The organism is Bacillus cereus (genome assembly GCF_007678085.1).
GTDB lineage: Bacteria > Bacillota > Bacilli > Bacillales > Bacillaceae_G > Bacillus_A > Bacillus_A cereus_BE.
The window spans coordinates 193,375-209,701 of record NZ_VEDW01000002.1 but is presented as its reverse complement, the minus strand read 5'-3'; the positions used below and the strand labels follow the sequence as shown (position 1 = coordinate 209,701).

Below are 16,327 nucleotides of genomic sequence, written 5' to 3'. Positions count from 1 at the left end.
TTATTGATTACTAACAGTAGATATTTTCTTTAGTGCCTGCTCTAAATCAGAAACGATATCCTCCCATGATTCTAAACCGACAGATAAACGTATTAAATTATCATAAATGCCCATTTCTTGTCTTAGCTCAGCTGGAATCGCAGCGTGCGTCATCGTTGCCGGATGCTGAATTAACGTTTCTGTATCCCCTAAACTTACCGCAATTGTAATAAAGTGAAGGTCATTGATAAACGCTTGCGTCTCTTCTTTTCCTCCTTTTACTGAAAAAGAAATCACACCGCCGCCTCGTTTCATTTGGTGAGATGCTAACTCACCTTCTGGATACCAAACGCCTTCTACCGCATCATGATTTTTCAGGAACGATACAATTTTTTCGGCATTATCACAATGACGGTCCATTCTTACCGCTAACGTCTTTAACCCGCGTAACAATAACCATGCATCAAACGGCGCCATAATACCACCGATATCTTTTCGCATCGGGCGAATTTTTTCAGCTAACGCTTTCGTTTTACAAATCGTTACACCCGCCACTACATCGCCATGACCGCCAATATATTTTGTCGCACTATGCACAACAGCGTCACAACCAAGCTCAAGCGGTCTTTGTAAATAAGGTGAACAAAACGTATTATCAACAACGACAAGTAAGCCATTTCGCTTCGCAACCCGAATCACTTGTTTTAAATCGATTAATTTCATCGTTGGATTAATCGGTGTTTCAACGAAAATAACCTTTGTATTTGGACGGATTTTATTTTCGACATCATCCTCTGTCTCCATATCACAAAACGAATGCGTAATCATGAACTTCTCTTCTAACACTTCTAAAAAACCGTACGTGCACCCATATAATCCATTTGAACAAATAATATGATCTCCAGCTTTTAGAAAACCAATTAACGTTGCTGAAATAGCTGCCATACCGGATCCGAAAGCAAGAGCTTCTTCTCCTCCTTCTAACACCGCCATACGTTCTTCAAATAATTTTACGGTTGGATTTCCAAGTCTTGAGTAAATATAAGACGGATCCACTCCCGCAAAACTCGCCTCCCCTTGCTGCGCAGTCTCAAATGTAAATGTAGACGTTTGAAATAACGGTGGTGTTAAACTTCCTTTATGTTCCTCTGATGTATACCCGTGATGAATTAACGCTGTCTCCATATGCTTCTTTTTCATAAAAACATCCCCTTTTATGTTTTTACTGCCGCATATTCATCAACAAAAAATTAATGAACATTTTTTACTACATTTTATGTAAGCGTTTTATTTGTGTTTCTATCACTTCTTTTATATCGTTTTAAATTCCTTCTTATTAATTTCCAAAATTTATATGCATAAAACAAAAACGTACTTGCTTGACGAAACTCTGGGTAAAAGATATAATAGCGTTTGTGTAAAATAAAAAGGCAGCCTTGTAATGTGAGTTTATCGTTTGTATTTTGTTCCTCTACGGAGGTGTATCTCGTAACTCCCTGCTGCTGGAGCGAAGGTACATGAAAACAAAATGCCCGTAAATATCGATTACGTCTGTTTTTATTTTACGTAAATAAAAACATTTTTAAAGGAGGAGTCAACTATGGCTCGTTATACAGGTCCAGCTTGGAAACTGTCTCGTCGTCTTGGAATCTCTCTAAGCGGCACAGGAAAAGAATTAGAAAAACGCCCTTACGCACCAGGTCCTCACGGTCCTAACCAACGTAAGAAACTTTCAGAATACGGTTTACAATTACAAGAGAAACAAAAACTTCGTCACATGTACGGCATGACTGAGCGTCAATTCCGTCGCACATTTGACCAAGCAGGTAAAATGCCTGGTAAGCACGGCGAAAACTTCATGATCCTTCTTGAAGCTCGTCTTGACAACTTAGTTTACCGTATGGGCTTAGCTCGCACTCGTCGCGCAGCTCGCCAATTAGTAAACCACGGTCACATCATGGTTGATGGCGCTCGCGTAGATATCCCATCTTACCGTGTAAAACCTGGTCAAACAATCAGCGTTCGCGAAAAATCTAACAACCTTGTTGTTGTTAAAGAAGCGATCGAAGTTAACAACTTCGTACCAGAATACTTAACTTTCGATGCTGATAAATTAGAAGCTACTTACACTCGTCACGCTGAGCGTTCTGAGTTAGCAGCTGAAATCAACGAAGCATTAATCGTAGAGTTCTACTCTCGTTAATGACAAAAAGCCAATCCTGTGGATTGGCTTTTTTCGTTTATATATAAAATAAAATTATTTATTTTCCTCTTTCTGAACATATACATAAGCATCTTTCTGCTCTTTATGTACATCCACCTTCGAATTCTCTGCAAGCTGACCCGCGTTTAGCAAAGAAAAAATAATGAGCGCTTCTAGTGACATTTTGTTTTACCACTCCTTTCTAGTTGTTATACATTTATCATACCGCTTACATGTGATTTCCGTATGAACTCGAAAAGGAGATTACAACAAAAAGGTTACAGAAATATGAATGCACGCTATAATAACCATAAAATAGGAGGTGGATTCTTTTTGACAATAAACCAAATGGTTCAACTCGGAAGTTCATTTATGTTGTTTATTACTTCAGCACTTATGAGTTGGTATCAGGGGAGTAATTTAATAGATTATCCTGATGAATGGAAATATAGCGCTAAATTTACGAATTACTTTAAAGGCACCGTTTCAAATTACCAAGATATTTATCAAATCGATTTCTTTATATATGCGGCAAAGTTTTATCCAACAGCATTTATTGTTATGCTCATTAGCTTACTTTATATGATCGTATTAATTCTTCATATTCTATTTACAAGAACTCGTAAGGCAATCTAAATTCATACATAAAAAACCCCGAATCATAGACTTTTCATCCTACAATTCGGGGTACTATTTGTTTTATATTCGTTTCTGATTAGTAGCGAATTAAGAAGTATTTCTTTTTACCGCGGCGAATGATTGTGAATTTACCTTCGATGCGATCGTTTTCTGTTACAACGTAGTCTAATGCTTGTGTACGCTCACCGTTTACGTAGATTGCGCCGTTCGTTACATCTTCACGTGCTTGACGTTTTGATGGAGAGATTTTGCTTTCTACTAGTAAGTCGATTAATACTGTATCTTCTGCAGTACGTTCTACAGATGGTACGTCTTTGAATCCTTGCTCGATTTCGCTTGCAGTCAGTTCTGCTACAGAACCGCTGAATAATGCAGCTGAAATTTTAATCGCTTGCTCTAACGCTTCTTCACCGTGAACAAGTTTTGTCATTTCAGAACCTAATGCTTTTTGTGCTGCACGTTTTTCTGGTGCTTCAGCTACTTGTTTTTCAAGCTCAAGAATTTCTTCATGAGATAAGAATGTGAAGTATTTTAAGTATTTAACAACGTCGCGGTCATCTGTGTTAATCCAGAATTGGTAGAACTCGTAAGGAGTTGTTTTCTCTGGGTCTAACCAAATTGCGCCGCCTTCTGTTTTACCAAACTTCGTACCGTCAGATTTTGTAACTAGTGGAATTGTTAAACCGAATGCTTTCGCATCTTCTTCTGATTTACGGATTAATTCAAGACCAGCTGTAATGTTACCCCATTGGTCACTACCACCGATTTGCAAGCGGCAATTATGGTTTTGGTATAAGTTTAAGAAGTCGTATGATTGTAAAATCATATAACTAAACTCAGTGAATGAAATACCAGTATCTAAACGAGATGCTACTGTATCTTTTGCTAACATATAGTTTAAACCGAAGTTTTTACCGATATCGCGTAAGAATGAAATTACATCTAAGTTACCAAGCCAATCATAGTTATTAGCCATTGTTGCTGGGTTGTCCACGTTTTCGAACTCTAAGAAGTTTGAAAGTTGGTTTTTAATGCTTTCTGTGTAGTAAGCAACTGTATCTTTCGTATTTAATGTACGCTCTGCTTTTTTACCACTTGGGTCACCGATCATACCAGTACCACCGCCAACAAGTGCGATTGGTTGGTGACCAGCTAATTGGAAACGACGTAACATTAATACTGGTAACATATGACCGATGTGTAAGCTATCCGCTGTCGGGTCGAAACCACAGTATAATTTAACGCTTTCTTTTTCTAATAATTGCTCAAGTCCCTCAGCATCTGTTTGCTGATTAATTAGACCGCGAAATTCAAGATCTTGTAAAATACCCATATCCTACATACTCTCCTTTAAGTTCATTACTGGCGTGAAGGTTGAAAACATAAAAAAATCGCCCCTTCAAATAAGGGACGATTTTGATTATCGCGTTACCACCCTAGTTGCAGGCCAAAAAAGCCTACCACCTTATTTACATAACGGCTTAGCACCGTCTTTTCCCTTTTGAATACAATTCAATCGAAAAAAGATGCTCTAGGGGCGTAATTCGCGATCATCTATGTGCTGATTTCCACCGACCATCAGCTCTCTAAAACAGGGAAATGATCACTACTTCTCCCTTTCCACGCTCAATTATTCATATACTTTTCTTTATACCATCATTTATATAGGCGTGTCAAATAGAGGCAGGTGTTCTCTTCTTACCAATCCTTTACAACGTCGCAAAGAGTATCGTAATAAGAGAAAGAATTGGAACCCCAACTAATAGCGATACATGAAACACAACCGATAAATCATTCCCAATCGTCGCCTCCACAGGGTCTTTCGCTGGAGAACCAAGAAATCCGATTAATCGGTCGAAGCGACTTACCGTTTTTGAAAAATCCGGTATTTCTACATGATCACTATCTAAATGCTGCTTTAATTTATATTCACTCTTAAAGGGATTTTCGCTCAATTTCATCCACCTCCAGCAATTGTTTCAATTTCTTTATCCCGTTATGAAGTCTCGATTTCACTGTTCCAATCGGAATGTTTAATATCTCCGCAATCTCTTTTTGCTGCATATCATGATAATAAGAAAGAATAAGGACAGCTCGCTGCTCTTCCGGAACTTTCAAAATTGCTTCTCTTACTGTGAGCCGATCTTCGTGAGAAAATTCTTTTTCCTGAATCGGCACTAAAAATGGCAAAAGCGTACGCCACTTTTTTCTTCTATTTAATTTATTAATCATAAGCCGATAACCAATTTGAAATAAATACGTTTTTATTTTTCCTTTTTCAAGTTCATACATATGTTTCTTTCGTTCTAATGTCAAAAATGTATCTTGCACGAGATCGATACTTAATTGTTCATCTCGGTTAAATCGATATAAAAATGTGTATAGCGCTGGTTTGATCAAAACATATAGTTTTTCTCCCGCCTGTTTATCTCCATTTTGATACGCAAGCATGAGTTCCTCCTCAATCCCAATCTGCGCCATGATTTTTGATCTCCTTTATTCCTTTTAACGTTAATGAAATGCGGGAAATTAAATAGCAACTTGCGACAATAATCCATACTTGTGATTGATTCGTAAAAAATTGAACATACGGGTTTTGAATTGTCTGTCCCGTTGAAACTAAAATATTTAATGCTTGCACACATATACATGCATACACTGCAAGACAAGCCGAAATCGTATCAAATACATTCCAGCGAAAATACACTTTTGTTTTTGTAAAATCAATTTTATATCCTTTTTTCCGTACTATATGTTTTCTATCAAACGGAATAATGATTGAAAACATAACAATCATCATGACACCGGCTGTAATCATTGATACTTTAAATCCGATTGGCATCGGTAATAGCAAACCACAAGAAAATACGACTATAATTCCAAGTAAAGCAAAAGCAAGAAGTAATTTATTAGACATAAAAAAGCCTCCCTCATCTATTCTTTCATAAATGTATACAGACGAGGAAGGCGCTTCGTTCAAATATTATTTTATTTTTTTAATAATCTTTGCAGGATTTCCGCCAACTACTACATTGTCCGGCACATCTTTCGTTACAACAGCACCCGATGCGATCACCGCGTTGTCTCCAATTGTGACACCAGGATTAATAATCGCTCTTCCGCCAATCCATACGTTATCGCCAATTGTAACTGGTTTTCCGTATTCTGATCCGCTTATGCGCTCTACTGGATCAAGCGGGTGTGTTGCTGTATAAATGTGAACACCTGGAGCTAACATACAGTTCACTCCGATTGTCACCGGGCATACATCTAAAATTGTACAATCAAAGTTCGCGTAAAAATTTTCACCAACGTGAATGTTATAGCCATAATCACATCTGAAAGAAGATTCAAGATGAATGTTATCTCCAGTCGTTCCGAATAATTCTTTTACGATTTCGCTACGCTCTTTTAAATGCACTTCTGGTGTTTCATTTAATTTTCTCGTTAGTATACGAGCTTGCTCCCTCTCTTGAATCAAAACAGGATCAGCTGGTATGTACATTTCCCCAAGTATCATCTTTTCTTTTTCTGTTTTCATCATACTATCCCCCTACAACTTATATATATAAGTTTATAATAACATAAAAAAAGGTCTGAACGTTGTTTCGTTCAGACCTTCCTCTCTTAATCTTCCATCGTTGATAAGTCACCTGTTGGTAAGTTTAATTCCCACGCTTTTAATACGCGGCGCATAATTTTACCACTTCTCGTTTTCGGTAATTTATCTCTAAATTCAATTTGTCTTGGCGCTGCATGAGCCGCTAGGCCTTTCTTTACAAATTGACGAATCTCTTCTTTTAATTCATCAGATGGTTCGTATCCTGCTCGAAGCGCGATAAATGCTTTAATGATTTCGCCGCGCACTGGATCAGGAATACCAATTACACCAGCTTCTGCAACAGCAGCATGCTCGATTAATTTGCTTTCTACTTCAAATGGACCAACGCGCTCACCTGACGTCATAATTACATCATCAATGCGTCCTTGGAACCAGAAGTATCCATCTTCATCCATATAAGCAGAGTCACCCGATACGTACCAATCTCCCGGCATAAAGTAAGATTCATACTTTTGCTTGTTATTCCAGATTCCACGCATCATCGCTGGCCACCCCTTACCAATTGCTAAGTTACCCATTGTGTATGGAGGCACTTCATTTCCTTCATTATCAACAATCGCTGCTTTCACACCTGGAATTGGTTTCCCCATTGAACCTGGACGGATTTCCATACAAGGGTAGTTACAAATAACTTGTCCACCTGTTTCTGTCATCCACCACGTATCATGAATACGAAGTCCAAATGCGTTCATACCCCAGCGAATTACTTCTGGATTTAACGGTTCACCCACGCTTAATACGTGACGAACTTGTGATAAATCATATTTTTTAATTGCGTCTTGTCCAGCTCCCATTAACATACGGAACGCTGTCGGCGCACTATACCAAACTGTTACACCGTAATCTTGCAGCGCTTCATACCACGCTTCTGGACTAAAGCGGCCACCTAAAACAACATTTGATGCCCCAACTAACCACGGTGCGAAAATACCGTAAGCCGTTCCAGTTACCCAGCCTGGATCAGCTGTGCACCAATATACATCGTCTTCTTTTAAATCTAATACCCATTTCGCCGTTTGATGGTGCTGAACCATTGCGTTCTGCGCATGTAGAACACCTTTTGGTTTACCGGTAGAACCAGACGTATAATGTAGAATCAAACCGTCTTCACGGCCTAACCATTCAATATGTAATTCTTTTGAAGCTTGTTCGAATAAAGGATTGAACGCTACCGTTTTACCGCCTTCTTCTACATTATCTCCAACAAGGAAGACTGTTTTTAAAGCAGGTAAATCATTTAATGGTACACGCTCTAACAATTCAGGCGTTGTAATTAACACCTTCGCTTCGCTATCTTCTAAACGATCGCGGACTGCACCTTCCATAAATGCTTCAAATAGTGGACCTACGATTGCCCCTAATTTCACTGCACCTAAAAGTGCGAAATATAACTCTGGGGAACGCGGCATAAAAATAAAAACGCGATCGCCTTTTTCTACATCGCCATAATTTTTCAGGACGTTTCCTGCTTTATTAGAAAAATCCTTCATTTCCTTAAATGTATACTTCTCTTTTCGCGATCCATCTTGATAATAAAGGGCTACTTTATTTTTACGATCGGATTTCGCATGCTTATCAATTGCCTCATACGCCATATTCACTCGGCCTGTCTCATTCCAAGTAAAGTTTTTATTAACCTCTTCCCAGTTAAAATTCGCGTATGCCTCATCATAATTCGGCAAATTATTTTCTCCTTTAATGACAGGAAGCGTTTCTACTTTCATACTTTACATCCCCCTCCTATGTATTCTATTATCTATTATAATAACATTATTTAAAATTTTCAGTATATTTGTTGATTTTTAGACAAATTTTTAATGACAAATTTCGATTCACATCGCATATATTATAAAGTACGATATTAATAGATTCACAAACCCTCAAGGTGGTGAGCAATACATTGATTCATAAAAAAATATATAATGCCAGAAACTTGAAAACAGCGAAAGGCACTTTAATTATTGAAGGTCCTGTCTCTACACATAACTTAGAAATGTATGAATTTCATCCAGATTTAGTTGCGTTTCGTCCTGCCGAGCAACAATATAAAGCAATTGTCGAAATTTCTAAATTACCAGAAGCTCGTCTCATTATTGCTAGACATGACCAAACGATTGTTGGATATGTTACATACTTGTATCCTGATCCACTCGAGCGATGGTCAGAAGGAAAGATAGAAAACTTAATTGAACTCGGGGCGATTGAAGTTGTCCCTGCCTTCCGCGGTTGCGCTGTCGGAAAAAACTTATTAGAAGTTTCAATGATGGACGATTATATGGAAGATTACATTATATTAACGACTGAATATTATTGGCACTGGGATTTAAAACAAACAGGCTTAAATGTTTGGGAGTACCGAAAAGTAATGGAAAAAATGATGAATGCTGGCGGGTTACAATGGATGGCTACAGATGATCCTGAAATTTGTTCACATCCTGCTAATTGTTTAATGGTCCGCATCGGTAAACGTGTTGATACGGATTCTATTCAAGCATTTGATCGTCTACGTTTTCACAATCGTTTTATGTATTAATAAAGGGGGCAACTGGAATGATTGTAGAAGAAATTATGAATCAAGCTGTGGTGACACTACATCCAAACGATACAATCGAAACAGCAATCCGAACGATACGCACGAAAGGCATTCGGCACATTCCAATTGTCGATCAAAATAATCATGTCGTAGGCATTATTTCTGATCGGGATGTAAGAGATGCAAGTCCGTCTATTTTAGATGAACAAGTTTCACTCGATATGCTGAAGCAACCACTTGAACTTATTATGAAACATCCTGTTATGACTTGCCATCCTCTCGATTTCGTTGAGGAAATTGCTACTTTATTTTTTGAAAATAAAATTGGCTGTCTTCCTGTTACAAAGGCTGGGAAGTTAGTTGGAATTATTTCTGAATCTACTGTACTGCACACGTTAGTGAAGTTAACAGGAGCACATCAACCGAGTTCACAAATTGAAATTCAAGTAAAGAACGAACCTGGTATTCTTGGAAAAGTCGTTGCCATTTTTAGTGAGTTACAAATCAATATCGTGAGCGTTCTCGTCTACCCAGCAAAAGATGAGAATGATAAAGTACTCGTTTTCCGCATTCAAACGATGAATCCGCTAAAAGTGATTGATGCACTTGAAGCAGAAGGCTACCGCGTATTATGGCCAAATATCATGGGGATGCAAGCATGAGTAGCGCATTTATTTATTCAGATGACTTTCGGGGCTATTCATTTAGCCCTGATCATCCTTTTAACCAACTGCGTGTCACACTCACGTATGATTTATTACAAAAGGGTGGTTTTATCTCTCCTTCCCAAATCATCTCACCACGGATGGCTACAGATGAAGAGATTGCCTACATTCATACAGAGGAATACATAAATGCGGTAAAACGTGCTGGAGAAGGTAAGTTAGAAAAATCAATTGCGATGACATATGGACTTGGAACAGAAGATACACCGATGTTTCCAAATATGCACGAAGCAAGCGCATTACTCGTTGGCGGTACGTTAACTGCTGTCGATGCTGTTCTTTCCGGGAAAGTAAAACACGCACTTAATTTGGGTGGCGGCTTACATCACGGCTTTCGCGGCAAGGCATCTGGCTTTTGCATTTATAACGATAGTTCCATCGCAATGAAATATATACAGAAGAAATATGGTTTACGTGTTTTATATATTGATACAGATGCTCATCACGGTGATGGTGTACAGTGGTCCTTTTACGATGATCCTAACATATGCACTATTTCACTCCATGAAACTGGGCGTTATTTATTCCCTGGAACTGGCGCTGTAAATGAACGCGGACAAGGTAATGGCTATAGTTATTCTTTTAACGTTCCACTCGATGCTTTTACAGAAGATGAATCGTTTTTAGATTCATATCGAACTGTCGTAAAAGAAGTTGCCGCATACTTTAAACCGGATATTATTTTAACGCAAAATGGCGCTGACGCACATTATTACGACCCACTTACACACCTTTGCGCAACGATGAATATTTACCGTGAAATACCGAAGCTCGCTCGCGAAATCGCTAATGAATATTGCGAAGGTCGCTGGATCGCTGTCGGCGGCGGTGGCTATGACCACTGGCGCGTCGTCCCAAGAGCTTGGGCACTCATTTGGCTCGAAATGAACAACATCCAAAACATCTCAGGTTATCTCCCTCCAGAATGGATTGACGCTTGGAAAGGACAAGCCGAAACAGAACTTCCCCTCACATGGGAAGATCCAGACAACATGTATAAGCCTATCCCCCGTAAACCAGAAATTGAAGAAAAGAATGCATTAACTGTAGCGAAATCCCTTGAGATTATTCGGAATAATATGACAAAATCTTTGTACTAAACGAAAAGGAGGCTCGTTTTTTAATAGCCTCCTTTTATTTATTGTCGACTTCTGTCGGTAAGTCGATATATTTCGAAAATCGCTGATATATTTTATTTAAGAATTAGCCGGTCCAACTTTTATGAGGAAAGGTCGTGATATTATGTGGAAGCAACAAATGATTCACACACAACGTGGCACATTTGAACTCTTTACAAAAGGAAATGGCGAACCACTTTGTATTACACATCACTATTCACAATTTAATGAAACTGGTGATTACTTTGCGGATGTTTTCACTGCTACGCATCGTGTATTTCTTATTAATTTACGAGATGCTGGTAAATCCGCAAAAGCCAATTCAGAAAACGAATTAAGTATGGTTGAAACGGTTCACGACTTAGACGCAATACGAGAAGCATTACAACTCCCAACATGGCATTTCGCTGGTCATTCAACAGGTGGTATGCTTGGACTTTTATACGCAATTACATATCCACATTCCTTACAATCATTAGTCGTCGCCGGAGCTGCAGCAAGTAATTATACCGAAACATCATTTTCCATTTATCACCCAGCACATCCACAGTTTCATTATATGCAAAAACTCATCGAAAACTTAAAAAGCCCTCACCTTACAAGTGAAGAACGGAAAGAGCTATCTACTAAGAGAACAAAATTATCATTGCATAAACCAGAAAACTACAACTCTTATTTTTGTAAACCAATCCAAAAAACTATGTCCGCTAGCCGGATGAACGCTTTCGCCAACGAATATCCGTCATTTGATTTAAGAGAGCATTTACCTTCCATCCAAACAAAGACACTTATTATCTGCGGAAAATATGATGTACAGTGCCCGATTCAATATTCTATCGAAATGCATAAGGGTATACGTAATTCTATCTTCATTCCATTTGAGAACAGCAACCATTATCCTTTTTTAGAAGAAGCTGCTCAGTTTACTTCTACTACTCAAACATTTTATAAATCATTACGCCAGTACCGTTATTATTAAGGAAAGCTCACATTCTCTATAAGACTATGAGCTTTTTTCAAAAGAAATATTTCATACTAAAAACAGCAAGAAAAACAAAAAAATCATTAAACCTACATCAATGAATATCGACTTTTTATCTCCTTCTTTTATACTCATCATAAAATTAGAAATTATTTTAATTCCAAAAAAGACCATCATAAATAACCCACCGAAATGATCATTTGTAGGGTCTTCATCATAAAACATTTGTATTGCACCAATAATTAATAAAATAAGTACGATATTAGTTCCAATCTTTAAAGCCTTGTTTAATTTATTATCTTTTAATGTATCTCCCAAAATGCAGCACGCCCTCTCATACTCACCTATGTTTTATCTCTCTTTATATTTTAACATAAATTACCTATTTTTTCCTTTTCGTTAGAATAACATAAAAAAACCTGCCAATTACTCGGCAGGTATATTACACATTAAAACGATAACCAGCTCCCCACACTGTTTCAATGTATTGCGGGTGAGCAGGATCTCTTTCAATTTTTTCACGTAGTTTTCTAATGTGAACAACGACAGTAGCTAAATCGCCAGCTGAGTCTAGTCCCCAAATACGTTCAAATAACTGTTCTTTATTTAATACTTGGTTTGGATGCGTTACAAAGAATGTTAATAAATCAAATTCCTTCGTTGTAAACGCGATTTCTTCATTATTTATAAAAACTTTTCTCGCTCGCTGATCAATAGAAATTCCGTGAATGTATAATGTATCGCGTTGCTTACTCACATTTCCTGATAATCTTTCATAACGAGAAATATGCGCTTTTACCCTTGCGACTAATTCACTCGGGCTAAACGGTTTCGTTATATAATCATCCGCCCCTAAACCGAGTCCGCGAATTTTATCTATATCTTCTTTCTTTGCTGAAACAAGTAAAATTGGAATATCCTTTATAGCACGTATTTGTTTACAAATTTCGAATCCGTTCATTTTCGGAAGCATAATATCTAAAATAATTAAGTCATAGTCTTCCTGAAGAGCCATTTGTAGACCTATTTCCCCTGAATGTTCTACATCCACTTGAAAATCACTAATTTCTAAATAATCTCGCTGTAATTCTGCAATACTTATCTCATCTTCTACTAGTAAAATTCTCTTCATTCTACTCACCACATTCCTGTACTTTTTTCAATGAGAAGAAAATACTTGTACCTTCCCCAAGCTTACTTTCCACCCAAATTTCCCCGCCATGTTCTTCAACAATTTGCTTCGCTATCGCTAAGCCAAGTCCACTTCCACCTGTGCTAGAATTTCGCGATTGCTCCGCACGATAAAAACGCTCAAATATATACGGCAGCGTATCAGCTTCTATACCTGATCCATTGTCCATTACTTTCACAATAGCTTTACTTTTATCATTTAATACGGTTACAGTAATTTTCTTCTCTTCTTTATCCATGTACTTCACACTATTATGAATTAAATTGGATATCACTCTATTTATCTTTTCGCAATCGGCCGTTACATATAGTGGTGATGAATGTAATTGTAAGTGAACTTCTATACCTTCCTCACTTAAATCCATTTGCATCTCTTCTAATAATTCCTGCATAAACACGTTTAGTTTTATCGTTTCAAACTGAAAAGGAACTCGATTCAAATCTAGCTTCGAAAACAAAAAGAGCTCATCAATGAGTGTATCCATATGTTTTGCCTTCGTATGAATCGTTGTTAAATACTTATCCATTTTTTCTGGCGTATTTGCGACTCCATCTTTTATGCCTTCTACATATCCGATAATAGATGTAATCGGTGTTTTTAAATCATGAGATATGTTTGAAATGAGCTCTTTTCGATTTTCTTCATACTGTGTTTGTATCTCTATTGACTCTTTTAATCTCTTTCTCATTTCCTCAAACCCTTGATTTAATTGCCCAATCTCATCATGAGATGTAACTGGAATTTGAAAATCTAAATCCCCTTCTTTAATTCTCCCAGTCGCATCTTTCAATACAAAGATTGGCTTTATCACGCTTCTTGAGACGAAATAGCTTACTAGCCCTATAAGTAAAATAGCTAACAGTAAAAGCGCTACGAACAAAATCGGAAATAACTTTTGTGTAAGATCTACAAATGAACTTTGTCTTTTTAGTACAAATATACTCCCTTCTTCATCCCCGGGAAAATAAAAATCAAATTTTACATATCGATAAAATGTATCGCCTAGTTCCGTTGTACCACGACTATTAATATTTGCTGATTCAAATTTCGGAAGGGCTTCTTTTAAAGATACACTTTCAAATGTTTTTGTAGCATAAGAAATGGTTTCTCCCTTTCTTACAACTATTTTCACACCTTCTTTTTCAAGTGATGAAACGAACGATTCATCTAATAGTTGTGATTGATTTTTCTTTGCCGCTAATTTCAACTCAATATACGTATTCTCTTCTTCTGGCGTAAGCGGCTTTTGAATATAGGAACTTTTATAGAAATTTTTCACTGATTCCAAGTCTCCTGTTATGGAAAAAACAATTAAAAACCCCGCGACTAATATGAGCGTGATGGAAACGAGAATAACAGCGATATAAGAGAATAAAAATCTTGTTTTAATAGACATATATTACATCCTCACTTTATCAAACCTTGTTATTCCTAAGCATAAAAATATATGTTCAAATACTCAAGCGATTTTATAGTAATTTTAGCGTCAGTTTATAAAAATTTAATGTTCTTCTTTTACAGTTGAATTGAGGAGGTTGAAATTCCATGTTCAAAAAAACATTAAGCATGATCTGTTGCGTAATTTTTTTGCAAGGTTGCTCACAAGAACAAGAAGTTAAAAAGGAGATGACAAACATGGAGACAGCGCTACTAGCAGCTACTGAGAAACAAGAAACAAATACTGTTATCTCATTACTCAAAAAAGGGGCTGCCATAAATATAACGGACAGTAAAGGACGTACCCCTCTTATGATTGCTACATACAAAAATGATGTAAAAACCGCAAAAGTACTTATCGAAGCTGGTGCTGACGTAAACATCCAAGATGATGTGAAAAATAATCCTTTTCTATACGCCGGTGCTGAAGGGTACTTGGATATTTTAAAACTAACGATTGATGCTGGCGCAGATCCATCACTTACGAATCGTTACGGCGGAACAGCTCTTATCCCCGCCTCAGAACATGGCTATATCGATGTTATTAACGAACTCCTCACCCGGACATCTATTAATGTTAACCATGTAAATAATCTCGGATGGACCGCTTTAATGGAAGCCATCGTACTAAGTAACGGAAACGAAACACAGCAACAAGTCATTCGCCTTCTTATTGAGCACGGTGCAGATGTGAATATTCCAGACAACGATGGGATTACCCCGTTAGAGCATGCTCGCGCTCATAACTTTGAAGAGATAGAGAAGATTTTGTTAGAAGGGCGTAAGTAAAAAAGCTAATCTTTGCCTTCCTCCCCGCCCTATGCTACATTTAACCCGTTACATTACTATTAATAGGGTGGGAATACACATGAACAAACCTAAAATTGGGATGATTGGACTTGGAAGCATTGCGCAAAAAGCCTACCTTCCAACACTTACAAAAGAAACAGATTGGAATTTTGTAGGGGCATTTACACCTAGCACGGAGAAAAGGAAACACATTTGCCAACAATACCGGATTCAAGACTTCCATTCTATTGAAACGTTAGCGTCGGAATGTGATGCAATCTTCGTTCATAGTTCAACTGCTACACATTATGAAATCGTTTCTGAACTTCTGCAAAAAGGAATTGACGTTTATGTTGATAAGCCGCTAGCAGCTACAGTAGAACAAGCTGAGAAACTAGTCGAGTTGAGCGAAAAGTATAACCGAAAGTTAATGGTCGGATTTAATCGCCGATTCGTTCCTATGTATGTTGCTGCAAAAGAGCAAGCTCATAATATTTCATGGGTTCGAATTGAAAAGCATCGTACAAATAAAGTAGGACCATATACGTATGACTTTACTATGTTAGATGATTACTTACATATTGTAGATACTGCTCGCTGGTTAGCTAACGATGATCTTAACGTCGTTCATAATATGATGCAAACTAATGAAAAGAATGAACTTCTGTACGGACATCATACATATACAACGCCAAGTGGACTGTTGCTTTCTACTGCAATGCATCGCCATGCTGGTACAAATTTAGAACAAATTGAACTTGTAACGACAGGGAAAATCATTCGCGTAAAAAATATGAACACATTTGAAATTGAGCAGGAAAATTCAGTTTCACAAAGCGTTTCCCCATCATGGGATACGACGTTGAAACAGCGCGGTTTTGAAGATGCTGTTCATCATTTTATCGAATGTGTACACGGTGATACAAAGCCTGTTGTAGATGGATTAGAAGGATTAAAAACGCAACAACTGCTGCAATCTCTACTAGATGATATAAATAAAAATTAAAACGGATACATTTTTCAGAATTTACTTTCATTCCCATTTCCTCTTTATTTCTCTCGCAAATTTCTATAGAATATGTTGATAGGAATTATAAACTTCATATTG

The 16,327-nt window shown here is 37.5% G+C and carries 19 protein-coding genes and 1 other annotated feature; of the genes, 8 read left to right on the top strand and 11 right to left on the bottom strand.

From position 1 onward, the window contains the following. Entirely contained in the window at positions 1 to 1,179 is a 1,179-nt protein-coding gene (gene megL, locus FS742_RS10215; protein ID WP_144612241.1) for a methionine gamma-lyase, read from the bottom strand. A 400-nt stretch (positions 1,180 to 1,579) separates the two neighbouring features. Between megL and rpsD the strand changes: the two genes are divergently transcribed. Then, positions 1,580 to 2,182 carry a 30S ribosomal protein S4 gene (gene rpsD, locus FS742_RS10210; protein WP_001970982.1) on the top strand — a complete coding sequence of 201 codons (603 nt, stop codon included), beginning with the start codon at positions 1,580 to 1,582 and terminating at the stop codon, positions 2,180 to 2,182. Positions 2,183 to 2,236: 54 nt separating this feature from the next. Here rpsD and FS742_RS10205 read toward each other — a convergent pair whose 3' ends face one another. After that, positions 2,237 to 2,365 (bottom strand): hypothetical protein, encoded by a 129-nt coding sequence (locus tag FS742_RS10205; RefSeq protein ID WP_000050944.1) that lies wholly within the window; start codon positions 2,363 to 2,365, stop codon positions 2,237 to 2,239. A 150-nt stretch (positions 2,366 to 2,515) separates the two neighbouring features. On the opposite strand from FS742_RS10205, the gene FS742_RS10200 reads away from it, so the two are divergent. Further along, the gene (locus tag FS742_RS10200; protein WP_144612240.1) at positions 2,516 to 2,818 is read left to right on the top strand and encodes a YjdJ family protein; all 303 of its coding nucleotides are present in this window, start codon (positions 2,516 to 2,518) and stop codon (positions 2,816 to 2,818) included. A gap of 79 nt (positions 2,819 to 2,897) precedes the next feature. Here FS742_RS10200 and tyrS read toward each other — a convergent pair whose 3' ends face one another. The 6 genes from tyrS to acsA form a co-directional block, all read right to left on the bottom strand. After that, complete coding sequence (tyrS, locus tag FS742_RS10195; protein WP_000512075.1) at positions 2,898 to 4,154, bottom strand: tyrosine--tRNA ligase; 1,257 nt, start codon at positions 4,152 to 4,154, stop codon at positions 2,898 to 2,900. 70 nt (positions 4,155 to 4,224) lie between these two features. Continuing rightward, positions 4,225 to 4,453: a binding site (T-box leader), on the bottom strand. A 77-nt stretch (positions 4,454 to 4,530) separates the two neighbouring features. Next, positions 4,531 to 4,776 carry a hypothetical protein gene (locus FS742_RS10190; protein WP_144612239.1) on the bottom strand — a complete coding sequence of 82 codons (246 nt, stop codon included), beginning with the start codon at positions 4,774 to 4,776 and terminating at the stop codon, positions 4,531 to 4,533. Further along, positions 4,757 to 5,302 carry an RNA polymerase sigma factor gene (locus FS742_RS10185; protein ID WP_144612238.1) on the bottom strand — a complete coding sequence of 182 codons (546 nt, stop codon included), beginning with the start codon at positions 5,300 to 5,302 and terminating at the stop codon, positions 4,757 to 4,759. Before FS742_RS10185 ends, FS742_RS10190 begins: the two co-directional genes overlap by 20 nt. Then, positions 5,283 to 5,738: a hypothetical protein gene (locus tag FS742_RS10180; protein WP_098076387.1), complete on the bottom strand. Its 456-nt coding sequence runs from the start codon at positions 5,736 to 5,738 to the stop codon at positions 5,283 to 5,285. Before FS742_RS10180 ends, FS742_RS10185 begins: the two co-directional genes overlap by 20 nt. A 66-nt stretch (positions 5,739 to 5,804) precedes the next feature. Further along, entirely contained in the window at positions 5,805 to 6,365 is a 561-nt protein-coding gene (locus tag FS742_RS10175) for a maltose acetyltransferase domain-containing protein (protein WP_144612237.1), read from the bottom strand. Positions 6,366 to 6,448: 83 nt separating this feature from the next. Beyond that, positions 6,449 to 8,167, bottom strand: a complete 1,719-nt coding sequence (acsA, locus tag FS742_RS10170; protein ID WP_046958714.1) for an acetate--CoA ligase — start codon at positions 8,165 to 8,167, stop codon at positions 6,449 to 6,451. 176 nt (positions 8,168 to 8,343) lie between these two features. Here acsA and acuA point away from each other — a divergent pair, with 176 nt between their 5' ends. From acuA to FS742_RS10150, 4 genes are all read left to right on the top strand, one after another. After that, positions 8,344 to 8,976 (top strand): acetoin utilization protein acetyltransferase AcuA, encoded by a 633-nt coding sequence (acuA, locus tag FS742_RS10165; RefSeq protein WP_063222474.1) that lies wholly within the window; start codon positions 8,344 to 8,346, stop codon positions 8,974 to 8,976. Positions 8,977 to 8,993: 17 nt separating this feature from the next. Next, on the top strand, positions 8,994 to 9,638 hold the full coding sequence (locus FS742_RS10160; protein ID WP_144612236.1) for an acetoin utilization AcuB family protein: 645 nt from the start codon (positions 8,994 to 8,996) through the stop codon (positions 9,636 to 9,638). Then, positions 9,635 to 10,801: an acetoin utilization protein AcuC gene (acuC, locus tag FS742_RS10155; RefSeq protein ID WP_000092795.1), complete on the top strand. Its 1,167-nt coding sequence runs from the start codon at positions 9,635 to 9,637 to the stop codon at positions 10,799 to 10,801. Before FS742_RS10160 ends, acuC begins: the two co-directional genes overlap by 4 nt. Before the next feature lie 121 nt (positions 10,802 to 10,922). Then, positions 10,923 to 11,798: an alpha/beta fold hydrolase gene (locus tag FS742_RS10150; RefSeq protein WP_144612235.1), complete on the top strand. Its 876-nt coding sequence runs from the start codon at positions 10,923 to 10,925 to the stop codon at positions 11,796 to 11,798. 51 nt (positions 11,799 to 11,849) lie between these two features. Here the strand turns inward: FS742_RS10150 and FS742_RS10145 are convergent, their stop codons facing one another. The 3 genes from FS742_RS10145 to FS742_RS10135 form a co-directional block, all read right to left on the bottom strand. Beyond that, a complete protein-coding gene (locus FS742_RS10145) occupies positions 11,850 to 12,119 on the bottom strand; it encodes a hypothetical protein (protein WP_144612234.1) in 270 nt (89 codons plus the stop codon). Between the two features lie 124 nt (positions 12,120 to 12,243). Next, positions 12,244 to 12,933 (bottom strand): response regulator transcription factor, encoded by a 690-nt coding sequence (locus tag FS742_RS10140; RefSeq protein WP_000821764.1) that lies wholly within the window; start codon positions 12,931 to 12,933, stop codon positions 12,244 to 12,246. Between the two features lies 1 nt (position 12,934). Next, positions 12,935 to 14,389 (bottom strand): sensor histidine kinase, encoded by a 1,455-nt coding sequence (locus tag FS742_RS10135; protein WP_144612233.1) that lies wholly within the window; start codon positions 14,387 to 14,389, stop codon positions 12,935 to 12,937. 149 nt (positions 14,390 to 14,538) lie between these two features. Between FS742_RS10135 and FS742_RS10130 the strand changes: the two genes are divergently transcribed. Beyond that, positions 14,539 to 15,219: an ankyrin repeat domain-containing protein gene (locus FS742_RS10130; protein ID WP_144612232.1), complete on the top strand. Its 681-nt coding sequence runs from the start codon at positions 14,539 to 14,541 to the stop codon at positions 15,217 to 15,219. 79 nt (positions 15,220 to 15,298) lie between these two features. Continuing rightward, a complete protein-coding gene (locus FS742_RS10125; RefSeq protein ID WP_144612231.1) occupies positions 15,299 to 16,225 on the top strand; it encodes a Gfo/Idh/MocA family protein in 927 nt (308 codons plus the stop codon). The last annotated feature ends 102 nt before the right edge of the window (positions 16,226 to 16,327 follow it).